The sequence below is a fragment of the Cupriavidus sp. UME77 genome, assembly GCF_014170355.1.
GTDB classification, from domain to species: Bacteria; Pseudomonadota; Gammaproteobacteria; order Burkholderiales; family Burkholderiaceae; genus Cupriavidus; species Cupriavidus basilensis.
In genome coordinates this window covers 64,306-82,818 of sequence record NZ_LZZU01000010.1, presented here as the reverse complement: position 1 = coordinate 82,818, position 18,513 = coordinate 64,306, and the positions used below count along the sequence as shown (strand labels likewise).

Genomic DNA, 18,513 nt, shown 5'->3' with positions numbered 1-18,513 from the left:
CCTTCCCCCTCTCCCTCTCGCATGGCCCCAACCGAAAACTAGGTATATACCCTTAGTTTTCAGATAACCTGAATAGCTATATCCTGCTGGGCATGCGGACCAAAGCCATTACCCTCACCGAACAGGTAACCCAGCAGTTGCGCGCCGAGATCGCCAGCGGCACCTACCCCGTTGGCGCCCGGCTGCCGACCGGCAAGCAGCTTGCCGAGCAATACGGTGTCAGCCCCGCCGTCATCCGCGAGGTGACCGAGCACCTGCGCTCCCAAGGCCTGGTTGAAAGCCGCCAGGGCGTGGGTAGCACGGTGCGCTCGCGCGTGGGCAATGCCGGCTTCCAGCTGCCGCAGGAGATCGGCATTGATCGCGACGAACTGGCCAGCATCTACGAGCTGCGGCTCGATCTGGAGAGCGCCGCCGCTGCGCTGGCGGCGCTGCGGCGCACCGCGCAGGATGTCGCCGGCATGCAGGCGCTGCTGGACCGGCTCGCGGCGCAATTGCACGACCCGCACCACAGCGCTGAGGCGGACACCGCGTTCCATGTGGCGATCGCCACCGCCACCCACAACAAGTACTACCTGCAGCTGCTGCAGTACCTGAACCTGCAACTGCACCAGGCCGTGCATGTGGCGCGGCTCAATACCCGCCAGCAGGAGGGCCTGTCCGAACGGGTCCACCAGGAACACCTGGCCATCTTCCACGCGATTCGCGCGGGCGACCCTGAACAAGCACGCGCCGCGGCAGTAGCCCACCTGCGCGGCGCGGCGGCGCGCCTGGGCCTGCAACTGGCAGCGCGTGGCGAGTCCCTCACCAGCGGCCAAGAGCCCTCTCATTCCGCGGCCTGAAGCCGCATTGCCACTCCGGATAGACCCATCATGCAAAACTCAGCTTTCCTGCCCCGCCTGATCGAAGCGCTAGGCCCCGACGTGGTCGCCACCGAGCCAGACCAGGTTGCGCCGTGGCTCGCCGACTGGCGCGGCCTTTACCGAGGCAATGCGCAGGCCGTGGTGCGCCCGCGCTCGGTGGATGAAGTGGCACGTTGCCTGGCCTTGTGCCAGCAGGCCGCGGTCCCGGTGGTGCCGCGTGGTGGCAACACCGGCCTGTGCGGCGGTGCCGCGCCGGACAGCAGCCCCGCCAACGTGGTGCTGAGCATGGATCGCATGAACGCGATCCGCTCGATCGATACCATCGCCAACACGCTCGTCGCCGAAGCGGGCTGCATCCTGGGCAACCTGCGCCGCGCCGCGCAGGAGGCGCATCGCCTGCTGCCGCTCAGCCTGGCCGCCGAGGACTCCTGCCAGATCGGCGGCAATCTCGCGACCAACGCGGGCGGGGTCAATGTGGTGCGCTACGGCATGACCCGCGAGCTGGTGCTGGGCGTGGAAGCCGTGCTGCCCAACGGCGAGATCTTTCACGGCCTGCGCGCCTTGCGCAAGGACAACACCGGCTACGATCTCAAGCAATTGCTGATCGGCTCCGAAGGCACGCTGGGCGTCATTACCGCGGCAGCGCTGCGCCTGTTTCCGCGCACCGACGCACGCTCGGTGGTGCTTGCGGCAGTGGCCTCCCCGCTGCAGGCGCTGGAGCTCTTCGAGCTGCTCTTCGCGCAGTGCGGCGCTCGCCTGCAAGCCTTCGAATTCTTCACCGGCCATTGCGTCGACCTCGTGCTCAAGCACGCGGAAGGCGTGCAGGAACCCTTCAGCCAACGCTATCCCGCCTATGTGCTGGTAGAGCTGGCCGACACCACCGACGAAGCCGCCCTCAACGTCCTGCTGGAGCGCGTGATTGGCGAGGCGCTGGAGCGCGAGCTGTGCCTGGACGCCGCCGTCTCTGCGTCGCTGTCGCAACTGCAGAGCCTGTGGAAGCTGCGCGAGGAAATCTCCGAGGCTCAGCGCGCCGACGGGCCGCACCTGAAGCACGATGTGTCGCTGCCGATCGAGCAGATCCCGGCCTTCATGGTGTCGATGGAGGCGCGCCTCAAGGCCATCAGCCCCAGCATCCGCCCGTTTATCTTCGGGCATTTCGGCGACGGCAACCTGCACTACAACCTGTCGCGCCCCGCGGGCGCGGAGCGCGACTGGACCGCGCAGCATGGCAAGGCGCTGACCGCCGAAGTGCTGGACGAGGTGGTGCGCTACGGCGGCAGCATTAGTGCCGAGCATGGTATCGGCCAGCTCAAGCGCGATGATTTCCTGCGCCTCAAGGACCCGCTCGAGCTGCGCATGATGCAGGGCATCAAACAGTTGCTGGATCCGGCCGGCATCATGAATCCGGGCAAGCTGCTCTAAGCGCGCCGCCCGCGCCCCAAAGAAAAACGCGCCGGTGACGGCGCGTTTTTCTTGACTGCAAGCAGCAGGCTGCCAGATCACTCTGGCGCCGCCATCAGATGCCGCGAGGCTGCTGGGCGGTCAGGATTGCCTGGGGGCTAGTGGGGCTGCCAGGCCCCTGCGTCAGGTTTGGGGACGTCGGAAAAGGGCGGCCAGGCCCTGTCTGCACGTGTTCCAGCCAGTCCTTGACGCGGTTGGCATCGGCAAAGCGGGACAGCTTGCCAACGGAATCCAGGAACACCATCACCACATTGCGGCCATTTACGCGCGCCTGCATCACCAGGCACTGGCCAGCCTCGGAGATAAATCCTGTTTTCTGCAGGCCGATCTCCCAGTTGCCGCCGCGAACCAGGCGGTTGGTGCTGACGTAGTGCTGGGTGCGGCCCAGCACGTTGACCTCATGCTCGGTCTGCGTCGAAAACTCGCGGATGGTGGGGTTGCGGTACGCCGCGTTGACCATGCGCACAAGGTCCATCGCGCTCGAGACATTGCTGCTCGACAAGCCGTTCGAATCGACAAAGTGGCTGTCGTTCATGCCGAGCTCGCGTGCCTTGCGGTTCATGGCTTGCACAAAGGCCGGCAGGCCGCCCGGGTAGCTGCGGCCCAGCACCGATGCGGCGCGATTCTCCGAGGACATCAGCGCCAGCAGGAGCGCCTCCTGACGGGAGAGCTGCGCGCCAAAGCGCAGGCGCGAACTGCTGTGCTTTTCGTTGTCGCGGTCTTCCTCGGTGATGGTGAGCACCTCGTCCATCGGCTGGCGCGCGTCCATCACAACCAGGGCGGTCATCAGCTTGGTGATCGAGGCGATCGGCAGGACCGCGGCGGCGTTCTTCTGGAACAGCACTTCGTTGGAGTTCTGATCCATCACCAGCGCCACGCTGGAGCGCAGCGCGAGCGCGTCTTCGGTGTCACGCAGGCCGAGCGCCTCGCCCAGCGAGGGTTTCGCGGGGATGAACGCCGCGCGAACCGGTGCCGCCTGGCGCTGCGCCACCACGGTGCGCTTACCGTTTTTCAGTACCACGACCTTGCGCGTAGTGGCACGCTCGGCCTTGCCGCTGGTCGCGACCTGCTTGGATTTTGCGGATTTGGAAGAAGAACTTGCCGATTTTTTCTCGGACTTGGTGACTTTTGCCGACTTTTTGCTGGTTTTTGCGGTGTCCGACGTTTTCGTCGCGGCATCGGCCACAGGGGCGGCCAGCATGGAAACGGTCAACAGCACGGAGGCCGCAACCGAAGTAAGAGGGGTAGAGCCGAAGAATCGCAAAAATAGGGGGGAATCAGACCGGAACATGATTCATTCAGCGCGCAACTAGGATTGCGCCAGTTTAGGAAAAAAAGAAATTGTTAGCAAGATTAAAGACTTACGCAGCCTCTTTAAAGTTCGATTTGCAAACAATTCCACATTACGGCAAATGCGGGGCACACATCACTTGACACGTGCATTAAGACCGACGTCGACTGTGGTAATTCCACACCGTTTCATCTTTCTCACCCGCCCATCGGGTTGCCCCGAGCCAACATGCAGCGGCAGCGACGGCACAAAGCGAGCCTTCGCCACCGACAACTTCTCAAGATAAGAAACGCGCGAACCCGCTTACCGGTTCACGCTCGGTACTAAGGGTATTCTCTATGGCGGCGGGGTCGGCATGGCCCAGGGCCATGCCGCACACCACCATTTCATCCGCCGGCAGGCGCAAGTGATTGCCGATGACCGCGTGGAACTGGGTGAATGCCGCCTGCGGACAGGTATCCAGCCCGCGCGCCCGCGCCGCCACCATGATGCTTTGCAGGAACATGCCATAGTCCAGCCAGCTGCCCAGCTCCAGGATGCGGTCGATCGTGAAGATCATGCCCACCGGGGCGCCGAAGAACGTGAAGTTGCGCGAGTGCTGCGCATGCATGCGCGCCTTGTCCTCGCGGCTGATCTGCAGCAGGCTGTACAGGTCCCAACCCACCTTGCGGCGGCGGTCAATGTACGGCGCCACCCACTCGCGTGGATAGTAGGGATACTCCTCTCGATACTTGCTGTCGCGCTGCGGATCGTCGTAAGCGGCCAGCACGTCGGCCGACAGCTTCACCTTGGCATCGCCAGTCAGCACATAGACCCGCCATGGCTGGGCGTTGGTGCCCGACGGCGCCCGGCTGGCCACGGCCAGGATCTCGTTGACCACGTCGCGCGGCACCGGCGTATCGAGAAACGCGCGCACCGAGCGGCGCGTGATGATGGCCTGATCGATCAGGGCGGCGCCCCGTTTCTGCTGTGAATCCATGGTTCTCAGCTCCTTTGCGCGGGCCGGATCATGCACCGGCATCCGCGGGTTCGCACACCAGGGCCTGCAGCGCATCGCGCAGCGCGGGCGGCAGCGGCACCGGGCGGCGCGTGGCGCGATCCACATAGACGTGAACAAAATGGCCCTGCGCCGCAGCTACGTCTTCGTCGTTACGGAACAGGCCCACTTCGTAGCGCACGCTCGAATTGCCCAGCCGCGCCACGCGCAGGCCCGCCACCACCGTGTCGGGAAAACTCAGCGCGGCAAAATAATTGCATTGCGTCTCGATCACCAGCCCGATGGTGTCGCCGGACTCGATATCCAGCACGCCTTCCCGGATCAGGTAGGTGTTCACCACGGTATCGAAATAACTGTAGTAGATGACGTTGTTGACGTGGCCATAGACGTCGTTATCCATCCAGCGCGTGGTGATGGGCTGGAAATGACGATAGGCGCTGCGGGTATCTGCGGTCGGTTTCATCGAAAGCGCGAAAAGGGAAAATTAGCGGCGGATCACCAGCGCAACGCCACCGGCGGCCAGGGCCATGCCAAGCGCGGCCAGCGGCGGGAAGCTCTCGCCGAACAGCAGCCACGCCATGGCGGCGGTGGTCGGCGGGGTGAGATACATGAGGCTGGATACCTTGGTGGCCGCGCCTTGTCGGATCAACAGGAACAGCAGCGAGATGGCCCCGATGGACAACGCGACCACCGACCAGGCGAGCGCGCCAACCATCTCGGCATTCCACTCAACGTGACGGGTTTCGGTCAGGAACATGAATGGCAGGCAGGCCAGCGCCGCCGCCGCGAACTGGATCACCGAGCCCATGCGCAGGTCGAACATCGGGCAATGGCGTTTCTGGTACAGCGTGCCGAAGGTGATCGAGAACAAGGCGCCGAGCGCCAGCAGCAGGCTTGGCGCGGACAGCCCGCTGGCCGACAGTTTGTTTGCCACCACCAGGCCCACGCCAAGGATGCCGAGCAGCAACCCCAGCCACTGGCGCCGCCCGATGGTCTCGCCCATGCGCGAGGCCGCCAGCGCGGTCAGGATGGGCTGCATGCCGACGATCAGCGCGGAGACGCCCGCCGGCATGCCCAGCTTGACCGCTGCCCACACGCCCCCCAGGTAGCCCGCCTGCAGGAACAGCCCTGCCAGCGCGATGTGCCCGACCATGCGCCAGTCGGTCGCGCCGGCGCGCTGCGGCAGCGGAACGCGCGCCATCAACACGAAGGGCACCATCAGCACCAGCACACCGACAAAGCGCAGAAACAGGAAGGTCATCGGCTCCGCGTGCGGCATGCCGTACTTGGCTACGATGAATCCCGTGCTCCAGATCACAACGAACAACCACGGCATGGCGGCCATCCACAAGGTGCCGCGCGCCGCGTGGGCCTGGCTGGTTGCACTCATCGTTGTGCCTTCTCCATATCGCCGGTGGGCAGGATCGCACCTGCACCCGCGGCGTCCGGCTTGCCGCGCCTGGAATAGCGTTCGTGATACTGCGAGGCGAGCGCGATGGTCTGCGCATGCACCGCGACGGTGTTCTCGATCTGGTTGCCGTAGCCGCCGGCCATGGCCACGGCAATGGGCAGGCCGCGATCCAGGGCCGCGTCGAACACCAGGCAGTCCCGCCGGGCCAGCCCGGCCAGCGTCAGTTTCAGGCGTCCAAGCCGGTCGCCCTCATGCGGATCGGCCCCGGCTAGATAAATGAGCAGGTCGGGAGCGAAACGCGCGAACAGCGTATCGAGTGCGCCCTGCAGCGCTTGGGCGTAAGTCTCGTCGTCGCAGCCATCGGGCAGGCCTACGTCGAGATCGCTGGCCTCCTTACGGAAGGGATAGTTTTTCTCGCCATGCAGGGACAGCGTGAAGACGAAGGGATCGTCACGCAGGATGGAGGCGGTGCCGTTGCCTTGGTGCACGTCGAGGTCGACCACGGCCACGCGCGCCACCCGGCCATCGCCACGCAATTGGCGCGCGGCGATGGCCGCATCGTTGAAGACGCAGAAGCCACCGCCCTTATCGGCATAGGCGTGGTGCGTGCCGCCCGCCAGGTTGACCGAGATGCCCTCACGCAGCGCTACGCGGCAGGCCTCGATGGTGGCACCAGCGGAGCGCCGCGAGCGCTCGACCATGGCGTCCGACCAGGGAAAGCCGATCTCGCGCTGGCGCGCCGGGTCCAGTTCGCCCCGGGAGACGCTCCCGACATATTCAGGCGTGTGCGCCAGCAGCAAGGCATCGTCCCCGGCCCGCGGCGCCTCGACCAGCACCAGCCCCGGCACATCGCGCTCGACCGTCTCCCTCAACATGCTGTACTTGCGCATCGGGAAGCGGTGGCCCTCAGGTAGGGGCAGGACAAAATGGTCGGCGTAAAAAGCGAGCATGAGGGCAAACATAGGCGGGCAGGCTGACCGGCGGCGGCCGGTCGCGGCGACTTGGCCGTGGCGCATCGGCCGGCGGGTCGCGCCCTTGGGAGACGGCGATTCCGGCAGACCGCGATGGTAGCACTGTGCTGGCCCCGGGGTGCGCCACCCCTCCCCTTCCTCCCCCCACAAGGTGCCGGGCGTGGCACACCTGCCGATGCTACGCAGCCAAAATGTGACAGTGCACCGACTTCAACAACAGTTATTTGTGCATTGCACAAGAAGCCCTTGACACCGTTTTTCTTTTCCCTACAATTGGAATTGTTGCGGCGCACCATCGATTTTGCAGAGCAAGCGGAGCGCGCCGATAACCCCCTTACGCCTGGGGCTGGCTGACGAGAAAACAGGTTTAGCCTTTATTCCGTCATGGCTTTGACATCTGGGCGGCCTAATTTTGCATGACCTTGAACTTCATTATTGGAGACCAGCATGAGCTTCACCCCGGAACAAGTCGCCGCAGCGCAAAAAGCCAACCTCGAAACCCTGTTTGGCCTGACCACCAAAGCTTTCGAAGGCATCGAAAAGCTGGTCGAGCTGAACCTGCAAGTCGTCAAGGCCACGTTCGCTGAAAACGTGGACAACGCCAAGAAGGCCCTCTCGGCCAAGGACGCCCAGGAATTCCTGGCCCTCCAGACCTCGCTGGTCCAGCCGGTTGCCGAAAAGGCCCTGGCGTACAGCCGCCACGTGTACGAAATCGCCTCGGAAACCCAGGCTGAATTCACCAAGGTCGCCGAAGCCCAACTGGCCGAGAACTCGAAGAAGGTGCAAACCCTGGTCGAGAACCTCGCCAAGAACGCCCCGGCCGGCTCCGAGTCGACCGTTGCCATCGTGAAGTCCGCGATCAGCGCCGCCAACAACGCTTACGAGTCGGTCCAGAAGGCCACCAAGCAAGCTGTTGAAATCGCTGAGACCAACTTCCAGGCAGCCGCCAGCGCCGCCACCAAGGCCGCACAGCAAGCCAGCGCCACGGCTCGCACCGCGACCAAGAAGGCCACCACCGCCGCCTAATCCGCGACGGCAGGAAACGGACCGGCTTCGGCCGGTTCGTTGGCAAAGCGCGCCTGGCATGGCCAGCGCATTTTGCCAACGAAGGCAGCACGGAAGGCTACACCCAAGCCGCCCTGCCCTCCTACGGTGTCTCCTCGGTATCTGGTTTCCATGTATTCCAATATCGATTCATTCCCGGCCATGCGCCGGGATTTTTTTGCCTGCGACACATTGGCAAGCAGGCACTCGGACACACGGACACACGCCCTCCCCGCTGCGGGCAAGCTTTGGCCGGCGCAGCCGCAAGCGTATGCGGCAAAAAATCTGGCGGTTAATTGCGAATCAAGACGTAAAAAGGCCCGCCATACGGCGGGCCTCACTCTCGTGTCGCTAACGTCCGGTGCTTAGCGCTTGCGCGGCGGCGGGACGTCGGTGCAGACACCTTCGTAGATCTCGGCAGCCATGCCGATGGATTCGCCCAGCGTCGGGTGCGGGTGGATGGTCTTGCCGATATCCACTGCATCGGCACCCATCTCGATTGCCAGGCAGACTTCGCTGATCAGGTCGCCCGCATGCATGCCGACGATGCCGCCGCCGATGATCCGGTGGGTTTCCTCGTCGAAGATCAGCTTGGTAAAGCCTTCGTCGCGGCCATTGGCAATGGCACGGCCCGATGCTGCCCACGGGAACACGCTCTTGCTGTACTTGATCCCCTGCGCCTTGCACTGGTCTTCGGTCACGCCGGCCCAGGCCACTTCCGGATCGGTGTAGGCCACCGACGGGATCTGCTTGACGTCAAAGTAGGCCTTCTCGCCGTGCGCGGCTTCCGCTGCCACGTGCGCTTCGTGCACCGCCTTGTGGGCCAGCATGGGCTGGCCGACGATGTCACCGATAGCGAAGATGTGCGGCACATTGGTGCGCATCTGCTTGTCGACGTCGATAAAGCCGCGATCCGTGACCGCCACCCCCGCCTTCTCCGCGCCGATGCGCTTGCCGTTGGGCACGCGGCCCACCGACACCAGCACCAGGTCGTAGCGCTGTGGCTCGGCCGGCGCCTGCTCGCCTTCGAACTTGACGTAGATGCCGTCCGGCTTCGCTTCCACGCCGACCGTCTTGGTCTTGAGCATGACCTTGTCGAAGCGCTTCTTGTTCATCTTGTCCCAGACCTTGACCAGGTCGCGGTCGGCACCCTGCATCAGGCCATCGAGCATTTCCACCACATCGATGCTGGCGCCCAGCGTGCTGTACACCGTGGCCATTTCCAGCCCAATGATGCCGCCGCCAATGACCAGCATCTTGTTGGGCACTTCCGGCAGTTCCAGCGCGCCGGTGGAGTCGACGATGCGCGGGTCCTCGGGGATGAAAGGCAACTTGACCGCCTGGCTGCCGGCGGCGATGACGGCTTTTTCGAAGCGGATCACCGTCTTCTTGCCTGTCGTCGCCTTGGCGTCACCTTCGGTTTCCTGCACCTCGAGGTGATGCGGGTCGAGGAAGGTGCCGATACCGCGCACGACCTGTACCTTGCGGGCCTTGGCCATGCCGGCCAGGCCGCCGGTCAGCTTGCCGACCACGGTTTCCTTGTAGTGGCGCAGCCCGTCGAGGTCGATCTTGGCCTCGCCGAACAGGATGCCGTGGGCCGCCAGGGCCTTGGCTTCGTCGATCACGGCAGCGTTGTGCAGCAGCGCCTTGGAGGGGATGCAGCCCACGTTCAGGCAGACGCCGCCGAGCGTGCTGTAGCGCTCGACCAGCACGGTGTTCATGCCAAGATCGGCGCTGCGGAAGGCGGCCGAGTAGCCACCAGGGCCGGCGCCGAGCACCAGCATGTCGCAGGTAATATCCGCGCCGCCCGCATGCGCGGCGGCCGCAGGGGCCGCAGCCGCGGCAGGCGCGGCTACCTGCGCGGGCGCGGGTGCAGGGACCGGCGCGGCCGCCGGCTTGGTCGCGGCTTCGCTCTCCAGCGTGCAGATGACAGCGCCCTTGGCGACCTTGTCGCCCACCTTGATGCGCACCTCTACCACCTTGCCGGCGGCGGACGACGGCACATCCATGCTGGCCTTGTCGGACTCGAGCACGATCAGCGATTGCTCCTGCTCGACCGTATCGCCAGCCTTGACCAGCACCTCGATGACTTCCACCGCGTCGAAATCGCCGATATCCGGCACCTGGACTTCGATCACACTCATGTTTCGCTCCTCAAGAACGCACTCCGCTTCAGATGCGGGGCGCGCCATCGTTATTGGTTGCTCCGTCGCCAGCCATGTCAGCCAGTTGCACCACCTGCACCTCGACCGGGCCTGCCGAACTCTTGTCGAACTCCACCCCTGCATCCACCCCGATGCGCGCAATCTCGCGGGCGGCCAGGCCCGGCTGGTCGTAGACCGCGTGCATGGCGCCCAACGCGTAGTTGCGCCCCGAGCCAATGCCCCAGAAGCGATCGAACGAGAAGACTTCGCGGTACGAATACACGCCGAAAATGCCGGCCGGATTGGCAATCAGGCAGACGATCTGCGAGGACTCGTAAGGATCGTCCTCGTCCTCCTTGGTGTTGATGAAATACTCGTTCTTGAGTTTTTCATGCACCTTGAGGAAGGTCCGGAAGACGTCATCGCGCGAACCCAGCCGGCAATCCTCGCCCAGCCCGGCCAACAGGCTGCGCATGACCGGGAAGTGCGCGGTGGTGCCGGCAAGCGCCACGAAGCTGTCACCCACCGGGAACACCTTCTGGTTGCGCTCGTAGGCCCGCGTGAGCCGGGTGTCGCCAAACGTCACCAGCGCGTCGGCGGCAATCGCCACTTCGCCGGCCTTCTTGACGACAACGCAGGTAGTCATGGGCTCGCTTCCTGTTTGCAGGTTGCAGACGTTGCAGGTAAGGGCGCGCATGGCCGCGAGGCCCGGCGCGCCCTGCCCGCCTTACAGCAGGATGCGGCGGAAATCGGCCAGCAACTGACCGAAATAGGTGTTGAAGCGAGCCGCTTCCGCACCGTCGATGACGCGGTGATCCCACGACAGCGACAGCGGCAGCGTCAGGCGTGGCACGAACTGCTTACCATCCCACACCGGCTTCTGGTACGACTTGCACACGCCCACGATGGCCACTTCCGGCGCGTTGATGATCGGCGTGAAATACGTGCCGCCGATGCCGCCCAGCGAGGAGATCGAGAAGCAGCCGCCTTGCATCTGGTCCGGCTTGAGCTTGCCGTCGCGCGCCAGCTTGGCCAGTTCGTTCATTTCCTGGCCGATCTCGATCACGCCCTTCTTGTCGGCGTTCTTGATCACCGGCACAACCAGGCCGTTCGGCGTGTCAGCGGCGAAACCGATGTTGAAATACTGCTTCAGCACCAGGTTCTCGCCATCGAGCGACGCGTTGAAATTCGGGAATTTCTTCAGCGCGGCGACGGTGGCCTTGATCATGAAGGCCAGCATGGTGACCTTGACGCCTTGCTTCTCGTATTCCTTGTTGAGCTGCACGCGGAAGGCTTCCAGCTCGGTGATGTCGGCCTCGTCGTGATTGGTGACGTGGGGAATCATCACCCAGTTGCGATGCAGGTTCGCGCCCGAGAGCTTCTTGATGCGCGACAGCGGCTTGCTTTCGACCTCGCCGAAACGGGTGAAATCCACCTTCGGCCACGGCAGCAGGTTCAGCTCGCCACCACCCGCCGGGGCGGCTGCTGCCTTTGCCGGGGCTGCGGCATGACCGCTCATCACGCCCTTGACGTAGGCCTGCACGTCGTCCTGGGTGATCCGTCCCTTGGGGCCGGTGCCCGGCACGCGAGACACGTCCACACCCAGTTCGCGCGCGAACTTGCGCACGGAGGGGCTGGCATGGGCAGCGGTGCCGGTCACGCCGGCTACCGGAGCAGCCGCGGCGGGCGCGGGAGCCGGCGCGGCCGCCGGGGCGCTGGCTGCGGGAGCCGGAGCCGGAGCGGCAGCAGCAGCGGGAGCAGCGGCCGGGGCAGCAGCAGCAGGCGCGCTGGCCGGAGCACCGGCGGCGCCTTCCAGGATCAGGATCAGCGTGCCTTCGGCGACGTTGTCACCGACCTTGATCCGGACTTCCTTGACCACGCCGGCGGCTGGCGACGGCACGTCCATGGTGGCCTTGTCGGACTCCAGCGTCACCAGTGCGTCTTCGGCGTTGATGGTGTCGCCCGGCTTGACGTGGACTTCGATCACCGGGACCGAGTCGTAGTCGCCGATGTCCGGCACCTTGACCTCGACCGGGCCGGCGGCGGCGGCGGCGGCCGGCGCGGGAGCGCTGGCGGCTGCCGGGGCCGGCGTCGGGGCGGGGGCCGGCGCGGCGGCCGCGGGAGCCGGTGCGGCTGCGGCCGGGGCGGGCGCAGTGGCAGCCTGGCCGGCGGGCTCCAGCATCACCAGCACGGTGCCTTCGGCGACGTTGTCGCCAATCTTGATCCTGACTTCCTTGACAGTGCCGCCCTGGGGCGAAGGCACGTCCATCGTGGCCTTGTCCGATTCCAGCGTCACCAGCGCGTCTTCCGCGTTGATGGTGTCGCCCGGTTTCACGTGCACTTCGATGACGGGAACGGCGTCGTAATCGCCGATATCCGGCACCTTGATTTCAATCGCTTGACTCATTCAGTGTCTCCTGGGCAGGCCGGCGCGCACGACAAACACGAGCGTGTGAGGTTACCCTCACCGCCGTGATCTGTCACGCCGCCGCGCCGCAAGGCGCCGGGAATCAACCCGGCGCCTTGCGGCGCGGCATTGCCGCTCCTGCGGGGGTTCGTGCAGTCGGCCTGCTTAGACCGACATCGGGTTCGGCTTGTTGGGGTCGAGGTTGTACTTCTTGATGGCTTCGGCCACCTTGTCGCGACCGATGGCACCTTCGTCAGCCAGCGCCTTCAGTGCAGCCAGCGTCACCCAGTGACGATCCACCTCGAAGAAGTGACGCAGCTTCTCGCGGGTGTCCGAGCGGCCAAAACCATCGGTGCCCAGCACCACGAAACGGCGCGGCACGAAGGGACGGATCTGGTCGACAAAGGCGCGCACGTAATCGGTCGAGGCGATCACAGGGCCGCGCACCGACTTGAGGCTCTTGGTCACGTGCGACTCGCGTTGCGGCTCGGTCGGGTGCAGCAGGTTCCAACGCTCCACGTCGTGGCCGTCGCGGGCCAGTTCGGTAAAGCTCGGGCAGCCCCACAGGTCCGACTCCACGCCCCAGTCCTTCTTGAGCAGGTCGGCAGCGGCGATCACCTCGCGGAAGATCGTGCCCGAACCCAGCAGCTGCACGCGCGGCGCATTGCTGTTTTCCACGCCCTTCTTGAACTGGTACATGCCCTTGACGATGTCGCCCTCTACGCCAGCCGGCATTTCCGGATGCTCGTAGTTCTCGTTCATCACCGTCAGGTAGTAGTAGACGTCTTCCTGCTCGGCGTACATGCGGCGCAGGCCGTCCTGCATGATCACCGCCAGCTCGTACTGGAAGGTCGGGTCATACGAGATGCAGTTCGGGATCACGGCATGGAACACATGCGAGTGGCCGTCTTCGTGCTGCAGGCCTTCGCCGTTGAGCGTGGTGCGGCCCGAGGTGCCGCCCAGCAGGAAGCCGCGCGAGCGCATGTCGGCGGCCGCCCAGCACAGGTCGCCGATACGCTGGATGCCGAACATCGAGTAATAGATGTAGAACGGGATCATCTGGATGCCGTGCGTCGAGTACGACGTGGCGGCGGCGATCCAGTCGCACATGGCGCCGGCTTCATTGATGCCTTCCTGCAGCACCTGGCCAGTCTGCGATTCCTTGTAGAACATCAGCTGGTCGTGGTCTTCCGGCACGTACTTCTGGCCTTGCTGGTTCCAGATGCCAATCTGGCGGAACAGGCCTTCCATGCCGAAGGTGCGCGACTCGTCGGGCACGATGGGCACCACGTGCTTGCCGATCTGCTTGTCCTTGAGCAGCGTGTTCAGGATCCGTACGAAGGCCATGGTGGTGGACACTTCACGGCCTTCGCTGGTGGCCTTGAGCAGCGCGTCGAAGGCGGACAGCTCAGGCACCTTCAGGGCTTCTGCCTTCTGGCGGCGGGCCGGCAGGTAGCCGCCCAGGTCCATGCGGCGGGCGCGCATGTATTCCAGTTCCTTCGAGCCTTCCTCGAAGGTGATGTACGGCACTTCCTCGATCTTGTCGTCGGAGACCGGGATGTTGAACTGGTCGCGGAAGCGGCGGATCGCGTCCACCGGCATCTTCTTTTGCTGGTGGCTGATATTCATGGCCTGGCCCGCGTCGCCCATGCCATAGCCCTTGATGGTCTTGGCCAGGATCAGCGTGGGCTGACCCTTATGCTCGTTGGCGGCGCTGTAGGCGGCATAGATCTTGTGCGGATCATGGCCGCCGCGGTTCAGGCGCCAGATGTCCTCGTCGGACCAGTCGGCCACCATCGCCTTGAGCTCAGGGGTATTGAAGAAATGCTCGCGCACGTAGGCGCCATCCTTGGCCTTGAAGGTCTGGTACTCGCCGTCCACGCAATCCATCATGCGCTTCATCAGCAGGCCCTTGTGGTCGCGTGCCAGCAACTGGTCCCAGCGGCTGCCCCACACCACCTTGATCACGTTCCAGCCGGCGCCGCGGAACTCGGACTCGAGTTCCTGGATGATCTTGCCATTGCCGCGCACCGGACCATCCAGGCGCTGCAGGTTGCAGTTGATCACGAACACCAGGTTGTCCAGCTTCTCGCGCCCGGCCATGCCGATCGCGCCCAGCGATTCCGGCTCGTCGGTCTCGCCGTCGCCCAGGAACGCCCAGACCTTGCGGCCTTCGGTCTGCACCAGGCCGCGGCTGTGCAGGTACTTCATGAAGCGGGCCTGGTAGATGGCCATGATCGGGCCCAGGCCCATCGACACCGTCGGGAACTGCCAGAAGTCCGGCATCAGCCACGGGTGTGGGTAGGACGAGATGCCCTTGCCGTCGACTTCCTGGCGGAAGCTGTCGAGTTGTTCCGTGCTCAGGCGGCCGAGCAGGAAGGCGCGCGAATACACGCCCGGGGCCGAGTGGCCCTGCACGAACACCAGATCGCCGCCGTGTTTCTCGGACGGGGCGTGCCAGAAGTGGTTGTAGCCGACGTCATACAGCGTGGCGGCCGAGGCAAACGAGGAAATATGGCCGCCAACGTTGGTGTGCTTGTTGGCGCGCAGCACCATCGCCATGGCGTTCCAGCGGGTGTACGAGCGGATGCGGTGCTCGATGTCCTGGTCGCCGGGAATGCGGGCCTGCTGCTCCACCGGGATGGTGTTGATGTACTGCGTCTCAGCGTGGAACGGCTGGGTGACGCCATTCACGCGTGCGTATTCGATCTGCTTGTCGATCAGGAAGGCGGCCCTGTCGGTGCCTTCGGCGGCGATCACGCCCTGCAGGGCATCAAGCCACTCGTGGGTTTCCTGGGGATCGGCGTCGTTGGCGCTGCTTGCGCCGAGGATCTGCTCTGGTACAGCTGACATGACTGTCTCCTGGTGAATTCCTGCCTCGGTGCCCCCTGATTCTTGTGGTGGGAGCCCCGGCCTGACGGTGTGACTACGGTACGGCGCGCGGGCCGCGAGTGTCTTCGCACGGTCCTTCGCTAGCGCCTCACCCGGGCTTGCCAGCGAGGCTGGCAGGACCGGACGCAGCACTGCCGTCCGCACTTTTCGGTCGGACCGATTCTATGGAAGCACATTGGGCAAGACAAGCCCAATTTTCAAATTGCGATATGGTTTCTTACAATATGAAATATTGCGGCAGCGCACCACAAAACTGCGCCAGCCCTTGCCGCCAAACGCCATTCACCCGCCGCGCCTTCGACAGGAATGCCGCAGCGCCGCATTGGCGCTTACCCCAAGCGACGGGGCGCCGCAATCCCGCTACACTGGTCGGTCAGTCGTCAATCCCACCATGCCGTCCCTCAAAGATTTCTTTTCCCACCTCCGCGCCGCAGTCGTCCCTCCCTCCGCTTCCGGCTCCGCCAAGGCGAGCGGCAGCGACCCTACGCTGGTCGCCCCGCCCAACCCGCTGACGCCCCTCGATACGCTTGGCCACGTGGACGAGCCCGCCGCCGTCAACGGGCCGCCGCGCGGATTGTGGTGGCTGCGCTGGCGCAACCTGGTGGCGACCAGCTGGTTCATGTTCATCCCGCTGGTGGCAATCGTGCTGTTCACGGTGGCGATGGGCGTGATCCTGTGGTCGCTCCATGAAACCGAGCGCCAGCAGCAACGCGACGCGCTTTATCGCGACGCGGCCTGGGCCCAGCAGCGCGTGCGCCTGTCCCTGCTGAGCAACCAGGACCAGCTGGCCTCGCTGGCGCGCGACATCGCCGCCGCCCAGCTGGACCAGGGCGCCTACCGCACCGCCGCGCAGGAAATCCTGCGCGAGAACCCGGAAATCGTCTTCGTCAACTGGCTGGACGCGACCCGGCGCGGGCGCTGGTCGCTGCCGTCCACCTCCGAATTCGCCAGCCGGCTGCGCGAAACCCAGGACCAGCCGCTGGAGCCCGAGGTGCTCGATACCTTCGACGCCGCCCGCGAAACCCAGCGCGTGGTGTACTCGCGCCCGCTGGTCAACGACCGCGGCGACAGCTTCATGCTGATGGAGGTGCCGATCGTGCGGGACAACGAGTTCCTCGGCACCCTGGGCGCGCTCTACTCCATCAACGGCATCCTGACCCACCTGCTGCCGCCGGAGCTGACCGAGCGCTACCGCTTCTCGCTGATCGACAAGAACAACCAGATCCGCGCCAGCACTTCGTTGCGGCCGGTGCCGGGCAACGCGCTGTCCTACGAGGTGTTGCTGGACCCGCCGGGGCACTCGCTGTCGCTGCGCGCCGACGCCTACCCGCCCGCCTCCAACCTGCCCAACAACATGCTGCTGTGGCTAGTGGTGGGGCTGTCGTGCTTCCTGTTGTGGAGCCTGTGGAGCATGTGGCGCCACACCAGCCGGCGCTCCGAGGCGCAGCGCGCCCTGCTGGCCGAGACGTCATTTCGCCGCGCGATGGAAAACTCGATGCTGATCGGGTTGCGTGCGCTCGACCTGAACGGCCGCATCACCTACGTCAATCCTGCCTTCTGCCGCATGACCGGCTGGCAGGACAGCGACCTGGTCGGCCGCGTGCCGCCCTTCCCCTACTGGCCGCCCAACGACCATCAGGAGATGCAAAAGCAGATCGACCTGACGCTGCAGGGCAAGTCCCCGGCCAGCGGCTATGAGATGCGCGCCATGCGGCGCGACGGCAGCAGCTTCTACGCCCGCATGTATGTCTCGCCGCTGGTGGACAGCCGCGGCAGGCACACCGGCTGGATGGCCTCGATGACAGACATCACCGAGCCCAAGCGCGCCCGCGAGGAACTCGCCGCCGCCCACGACCGCTTCACCACGGTGCTGGAGAGCCTGGACGCCGCGGTGTCCGTGCTGGCCACCGACAAGCCCGAATTGCTGTTCGCCAACCGCTACTACCGTCAGCTGTTCGGCTGGGAAGCCGAGGGCCACCTGAAGCTGGCCGGCGGCGAAGTCGACAAGGAGCAGGTCTCCAGCGACGCCACCGACTTCGTCGACGCCTACGCCGGCCTGCCTGCCTCGGAGCTGATGCCCTACTCCTCGGACGCGCGGGAAGTCTTCGTTCCCGACATGCAGAAATGGTTCGAAGTGCGCCGCCGCTACATTCAGTGGGTCGACGGCCACCTGGCGCAGATGCAGATCGCCACCGACATCACGGTGCGCAAGGCCGCCGAGGAAATGGCGCGCCAGCATGAGGAACGGCTGCAGTTCACCAGCCGCCTGACCACCATGGGCGAGATGGCGTCGTCGCTCGCGCATGAGCTGAACCAGCCGCTGGCGGCAATCAACAACTACTGCATGGGCGCGGTGGCCCGGCTGCGCTCCGGGCGCAGCACCGCCGAGGACCTGATCCCGATCCTGGAAAAGACCTCCGCGCAGGCCGTGCGCGCCGGCACCATCATCAGCCGCATCCGGGGCTTCGTGAAACGCAGCCAGCCCCAGCGCCGCGAAGCCGCGCTGCATGACATAGTGGCCGACGCGGTCGGGCTGGCCGACCTGGAGGCCACCCGCCGCCGCGTCACCATCCTGACCCGGCTGCCGGCGCCGCCGGTGGTGCTGTTCGTCGATCCGGTGCTGATCGAGCAGGTGCTGGTCAACCTGCTCAAGAACGCCGTCGAGGCCATGGCCGGGCTGCCCGCGCTGCGCGCCACCGGCGTGGTGCGCCTGCACGCGCGCATCGAGCCGGGCGAGATCGGCCCGAACATGCGCATCGACGTGATCGACCAGGGCCCCGGCGTTGACGAGGCCACGAAGGAACGCCTGTTTGAACCGTTCTTCAGCACCAAGTCCGACGGCATGGGCATGGGGCTGAATATCTGCCGCTCCATCATCGAGTCCCACCAGGGGCGCCTGTGGGTGGAGAACAATGCTGACGGCATCGGCTGCACGTTCAAGATCATGCTGCCGCTGCAGCCGGCACTGATCGACCAATAATCGGCCAACACGACGCCGAGCGGGCCGCGCGGCATTGACAAGACAGGATCAGGCG

Annotated in this window: 13 protein-coding genes; 4 read left to right on the top strand and 9 right to left on the bottom strand. The window is 65.1% G+C overall.

Going from position 1 to position 18,513, the window contains the following annotated elements; all coding sequences use genetic code 11:
- Window positions 1-92 precede the first annotated feature (92 nt).
- Both A9975_RS04375 and A9975_RS04370 read left to right on the top strand, forming a co-directional pair.
- Complete coding sequence (locus A9975_RS04375; RefSeq protein WP_183031549.1) at window positions 93-839, top strand: FadR/GntR family transcriptional regulator; 747 nt, start codon at window positions 93-95, stop codon at window positions 837-839.
- A gap of 30 nt (window positions 840-869) precedes the next feature.
- Complete coding sequence (locus A9975_RS04370; RefSeq protein ID WP_183031548.1) at window positions 870-2,282, top strand: FAD-binding oxidoreductase; 1,413 nt, start codon at window positions 870-872, stop codon at window positions 2,280-2,282.
- A 94-nt stretch (window positions 2,283-2,376) separates the two neighbouring features.
- Here A9975_RS04370 and pbpG read toward each other — a convergent pair whose 3' ends face one another.
- The 5 genes from pbpG to A9975_RS04345 form a co-directional block, all read right to left on the bottom strand.
- Window positions 2,377-3,522 carry a D-alanyl-D-alanine endopeptidase gene (pbpG, locus tag A9975_RS04365; protein WP_370563870.1) on the bottom strand — a complete coding sequence of 382 codons (1,146 nt, stop codon included), beginning with the start codon at window positions 3,520-3,522 and terminating at the stop codon, window positions 2,377-2,379.
- Window positions 3,523-3,889: 367 nt separating this feature from the next.
- Window positions 3,890-4,591, bottom strand: coding sequence for a nitroreductase (locus A9975_RS04360; RefSeq protein ID WP_183031546.1), 702 nt, complete (start codon window positions 4,589-4,591; stop codon window positions 3,890-3,892).
- 28 nt (window positions 4,592-4,619) lie between these two features.
- A complete protein-coding gene (locus tag A9975_RS04355) occupies window positions 4,620-5,072 on the bottom strand; it encodes a thioesterase family protein (RefSeq protein WP_150987792.1) in 453 nt (150 codons plus the stop codon).
- Between the two features lie 21 nt (window positions 5,073-5,093).
- Complete coding sequence (locus A9975_RS04350; RefSeq protein ID WP_150987796.1) at window positions 5,094-5,999, bottom strand: DMT family transporter; 906 nt, start codon at window positions 5,997-5,999, stop codon at window positions 5,094-5,096.
- Window positions 5,996-6,970, bottom strand: a complete 975-nt coding sequence (locus tag A9975_RS04345) for a histone deacetylase (RefSeq protein ID WP_183031545.1) — start codon at window positions 6,968-6,970, stop codon at window positions 5,996-5,998. Before A9975_RS04345 ends, A9975_RS04350 begins: the two co-directional genes overlap by 4 nt.
- 468 nt (window positions 6,971-7,438) lie before the next feature.
- Between A9975_RS04345 and phaP1 the strand changes: the two genes are divergently transcribed.
- Window positions 7,439-8,017 (top strand): TIGR01841 family phasin PhaP1, encoded by a 579-nt coding sequence (phaP1, locus tag A9975_RS04340; protein WP_150987801.1) that lies wholly within the window; start codon window positions 7,439-7,441, stop codon window positions 8,015-8,017.
- Between the two features lie 383 nt (window positions 8,018-8,400).
- On the opposite strand, the gene lpdA is transcribed toward phaP1, so the two are convergent.
- The 4 genes from lpdA to aceE form a co-directional block, all read right to left on the bottom strand.
- On the bottom strand, window positions 8,401-10,179 hold the full coding sequence (gene lpdA, locus A9975_RS04335) for a dihydrolipoyl dehydrogenase (protein ID WP_183031544.1): 1,779 nt from the start codon (window positions 10,177-10,179) through the stop codon (window positions 8,401-8,403).
- A gap of 28 nt (window positions 10,180-10,207) precedes the next feature.
- A complete protein-coding gene (locus A9975_RS04330; protein ID WP_150987807.1) occupies window positions 10,208-10,825 on the bottom strand; it encodes an MFS transporter in 618 nt (205 codons plus the stop codon).
- Window positions 10,826-10,906: 81 nt separating this feature from the next.
- A complete protein-coding gene (gene aceF / locus A9975_RS04325; RefSeq protein WP_183031543.1) occupies window positions 10,907-12,586 on the bottom strand; it encodes a dihydrolipoyllysine-residue acetyltransferase in 1,680 nt (559 codons plus the stop codon).
- Window positions 12,587-12,751: 165 nt separating this feature from the next.
- The gene (gene aceE / locus A9975_RS04320; protein ID WP_183031542.1) at window positions 12,752-15,439 is read right to left on the bottom strand and encodes a pyruvate dehydrogenase (acetyl-transferring), homodimeric type; all 2,688 of its coding nucleotides are present in this window, start codon (window positions 15,437-15,439) and stop codon (window positions 12,752-12,754) included.
- Between the two features lie 430 nt (window positions 15,440-15,869).
- Here aceE and A9975_RS04315 point away from each other — a divergent pair, with 430 nt between their 5' ends.
- Window positions 15,870-18,458, top strand: coding sequence for a PAS domain S-box protein (locus A9975_RS04315; protein WP_183031541.1), 2,589 nt, complete (start codon window positions 15,870-15,872; stop codon window positions 18,456-18,458).
- Window positions 18,459-18,513 lie beyond the last annotated feature (55 nt).

What these genes read in the sequence shown, in the direction of transcription:
- lpdA (WP_183031544.1), bottom strand. Translation starts at nt 10,179, where the DNA reads ATGAGTGTGATCGAAGTCCAGGTGCCGGATATCGGCGATTTCGACGCG.
- A9975_RS04370 (WP_183031548.1), top strand. Translation starts at nt 870, where the DNA reads ATGCAAAACTCAGCTTTCCTGCCCCGCCTGATCGAAGCGCTAGGCCCC.
- A9975_RS04350 (WP_150987796.1), bottom strand. Translation starts at nt 5,999, where the DNA reads ATGAGTGCAACCAGCCAGGCCCACGCGGCGCGCGGCACCTTGTGGATG.
- A9975_RS04375 (WP_183031549.1), top strand. Translation starts at nt 93, where the DNA reads ATGCGGACCAAAGCCATTACCCTCACCGAACAGGTAACCCAGCAGTTG.
- aceE (WP_183031542.1), bottom strand. Translation starts at nt 15,439, where the DNA reads ATGTCAGCTGTACCAGAGCAGATCCTCGGCGCAAGCAGCGCCAACGAC.
- phaP1 (WP_150987801.1), top strand. Translation starts at nt 7,439, where the DNA reads ATGAGCTTCACCCCGGAACAAGTCGCCGCAGCGCAAAAAGCCAACCTC.
- A9975_RS04355 (WP_150987792.1), bottom strand. Translation starts at nt 5,072, where the DNA reads ATGAAACCGACCGCAGATACCCGCAGCGCCTATCGTCATTTCCAGCCC.
- A9975_RS04330 (WP_150987807.1), bottom strand. Translation starts at nt 10,825, where the DNA reads ATGACTACCTGCGTTGTCGTCAAGAAGGCCGGCGAAGTGGCGATTGCC.
- pbpG (WP_370563870.1), bottom strand. Translation starts at nt 3,522, where the DNA reads ATGCTGGCCGCCCCTGTGGCCGATGCCGCGACGAAAACGTCGGACACC.
- aceF (WP_183031543.1), bottom strand. Translation starts at nt 12,586, where the DNA reads ATGAGTCAAGCGATTGAAATCAAGGTGCCGGATATCGGCGATTACGAC.
- A9975_RS04345 (WP_183031545.1), bottom strand. Translation starts at nt 6,970, where the DNA reads ATGCTCGCTTTTTACGCCGACCATTTTGTCCTGCCCCTACCTGAGGGC.
- A9975_RS04315 (WP_183031541.1), top strand. Translation starts at nt 15,870, where the DNA reads ATGCCGTCCCTCAAAGATTTCTTTTCCCACCTCCGCGCCGCAGTCGTC.
- A9975_RS04360 (WP_183031546.1), bottom strand. Translation starts at nt 4,591, where the DNA reads ATGGATTCACAGCAGAAACGGGGCGCCGCCCTGATCGATCAGGCCATC.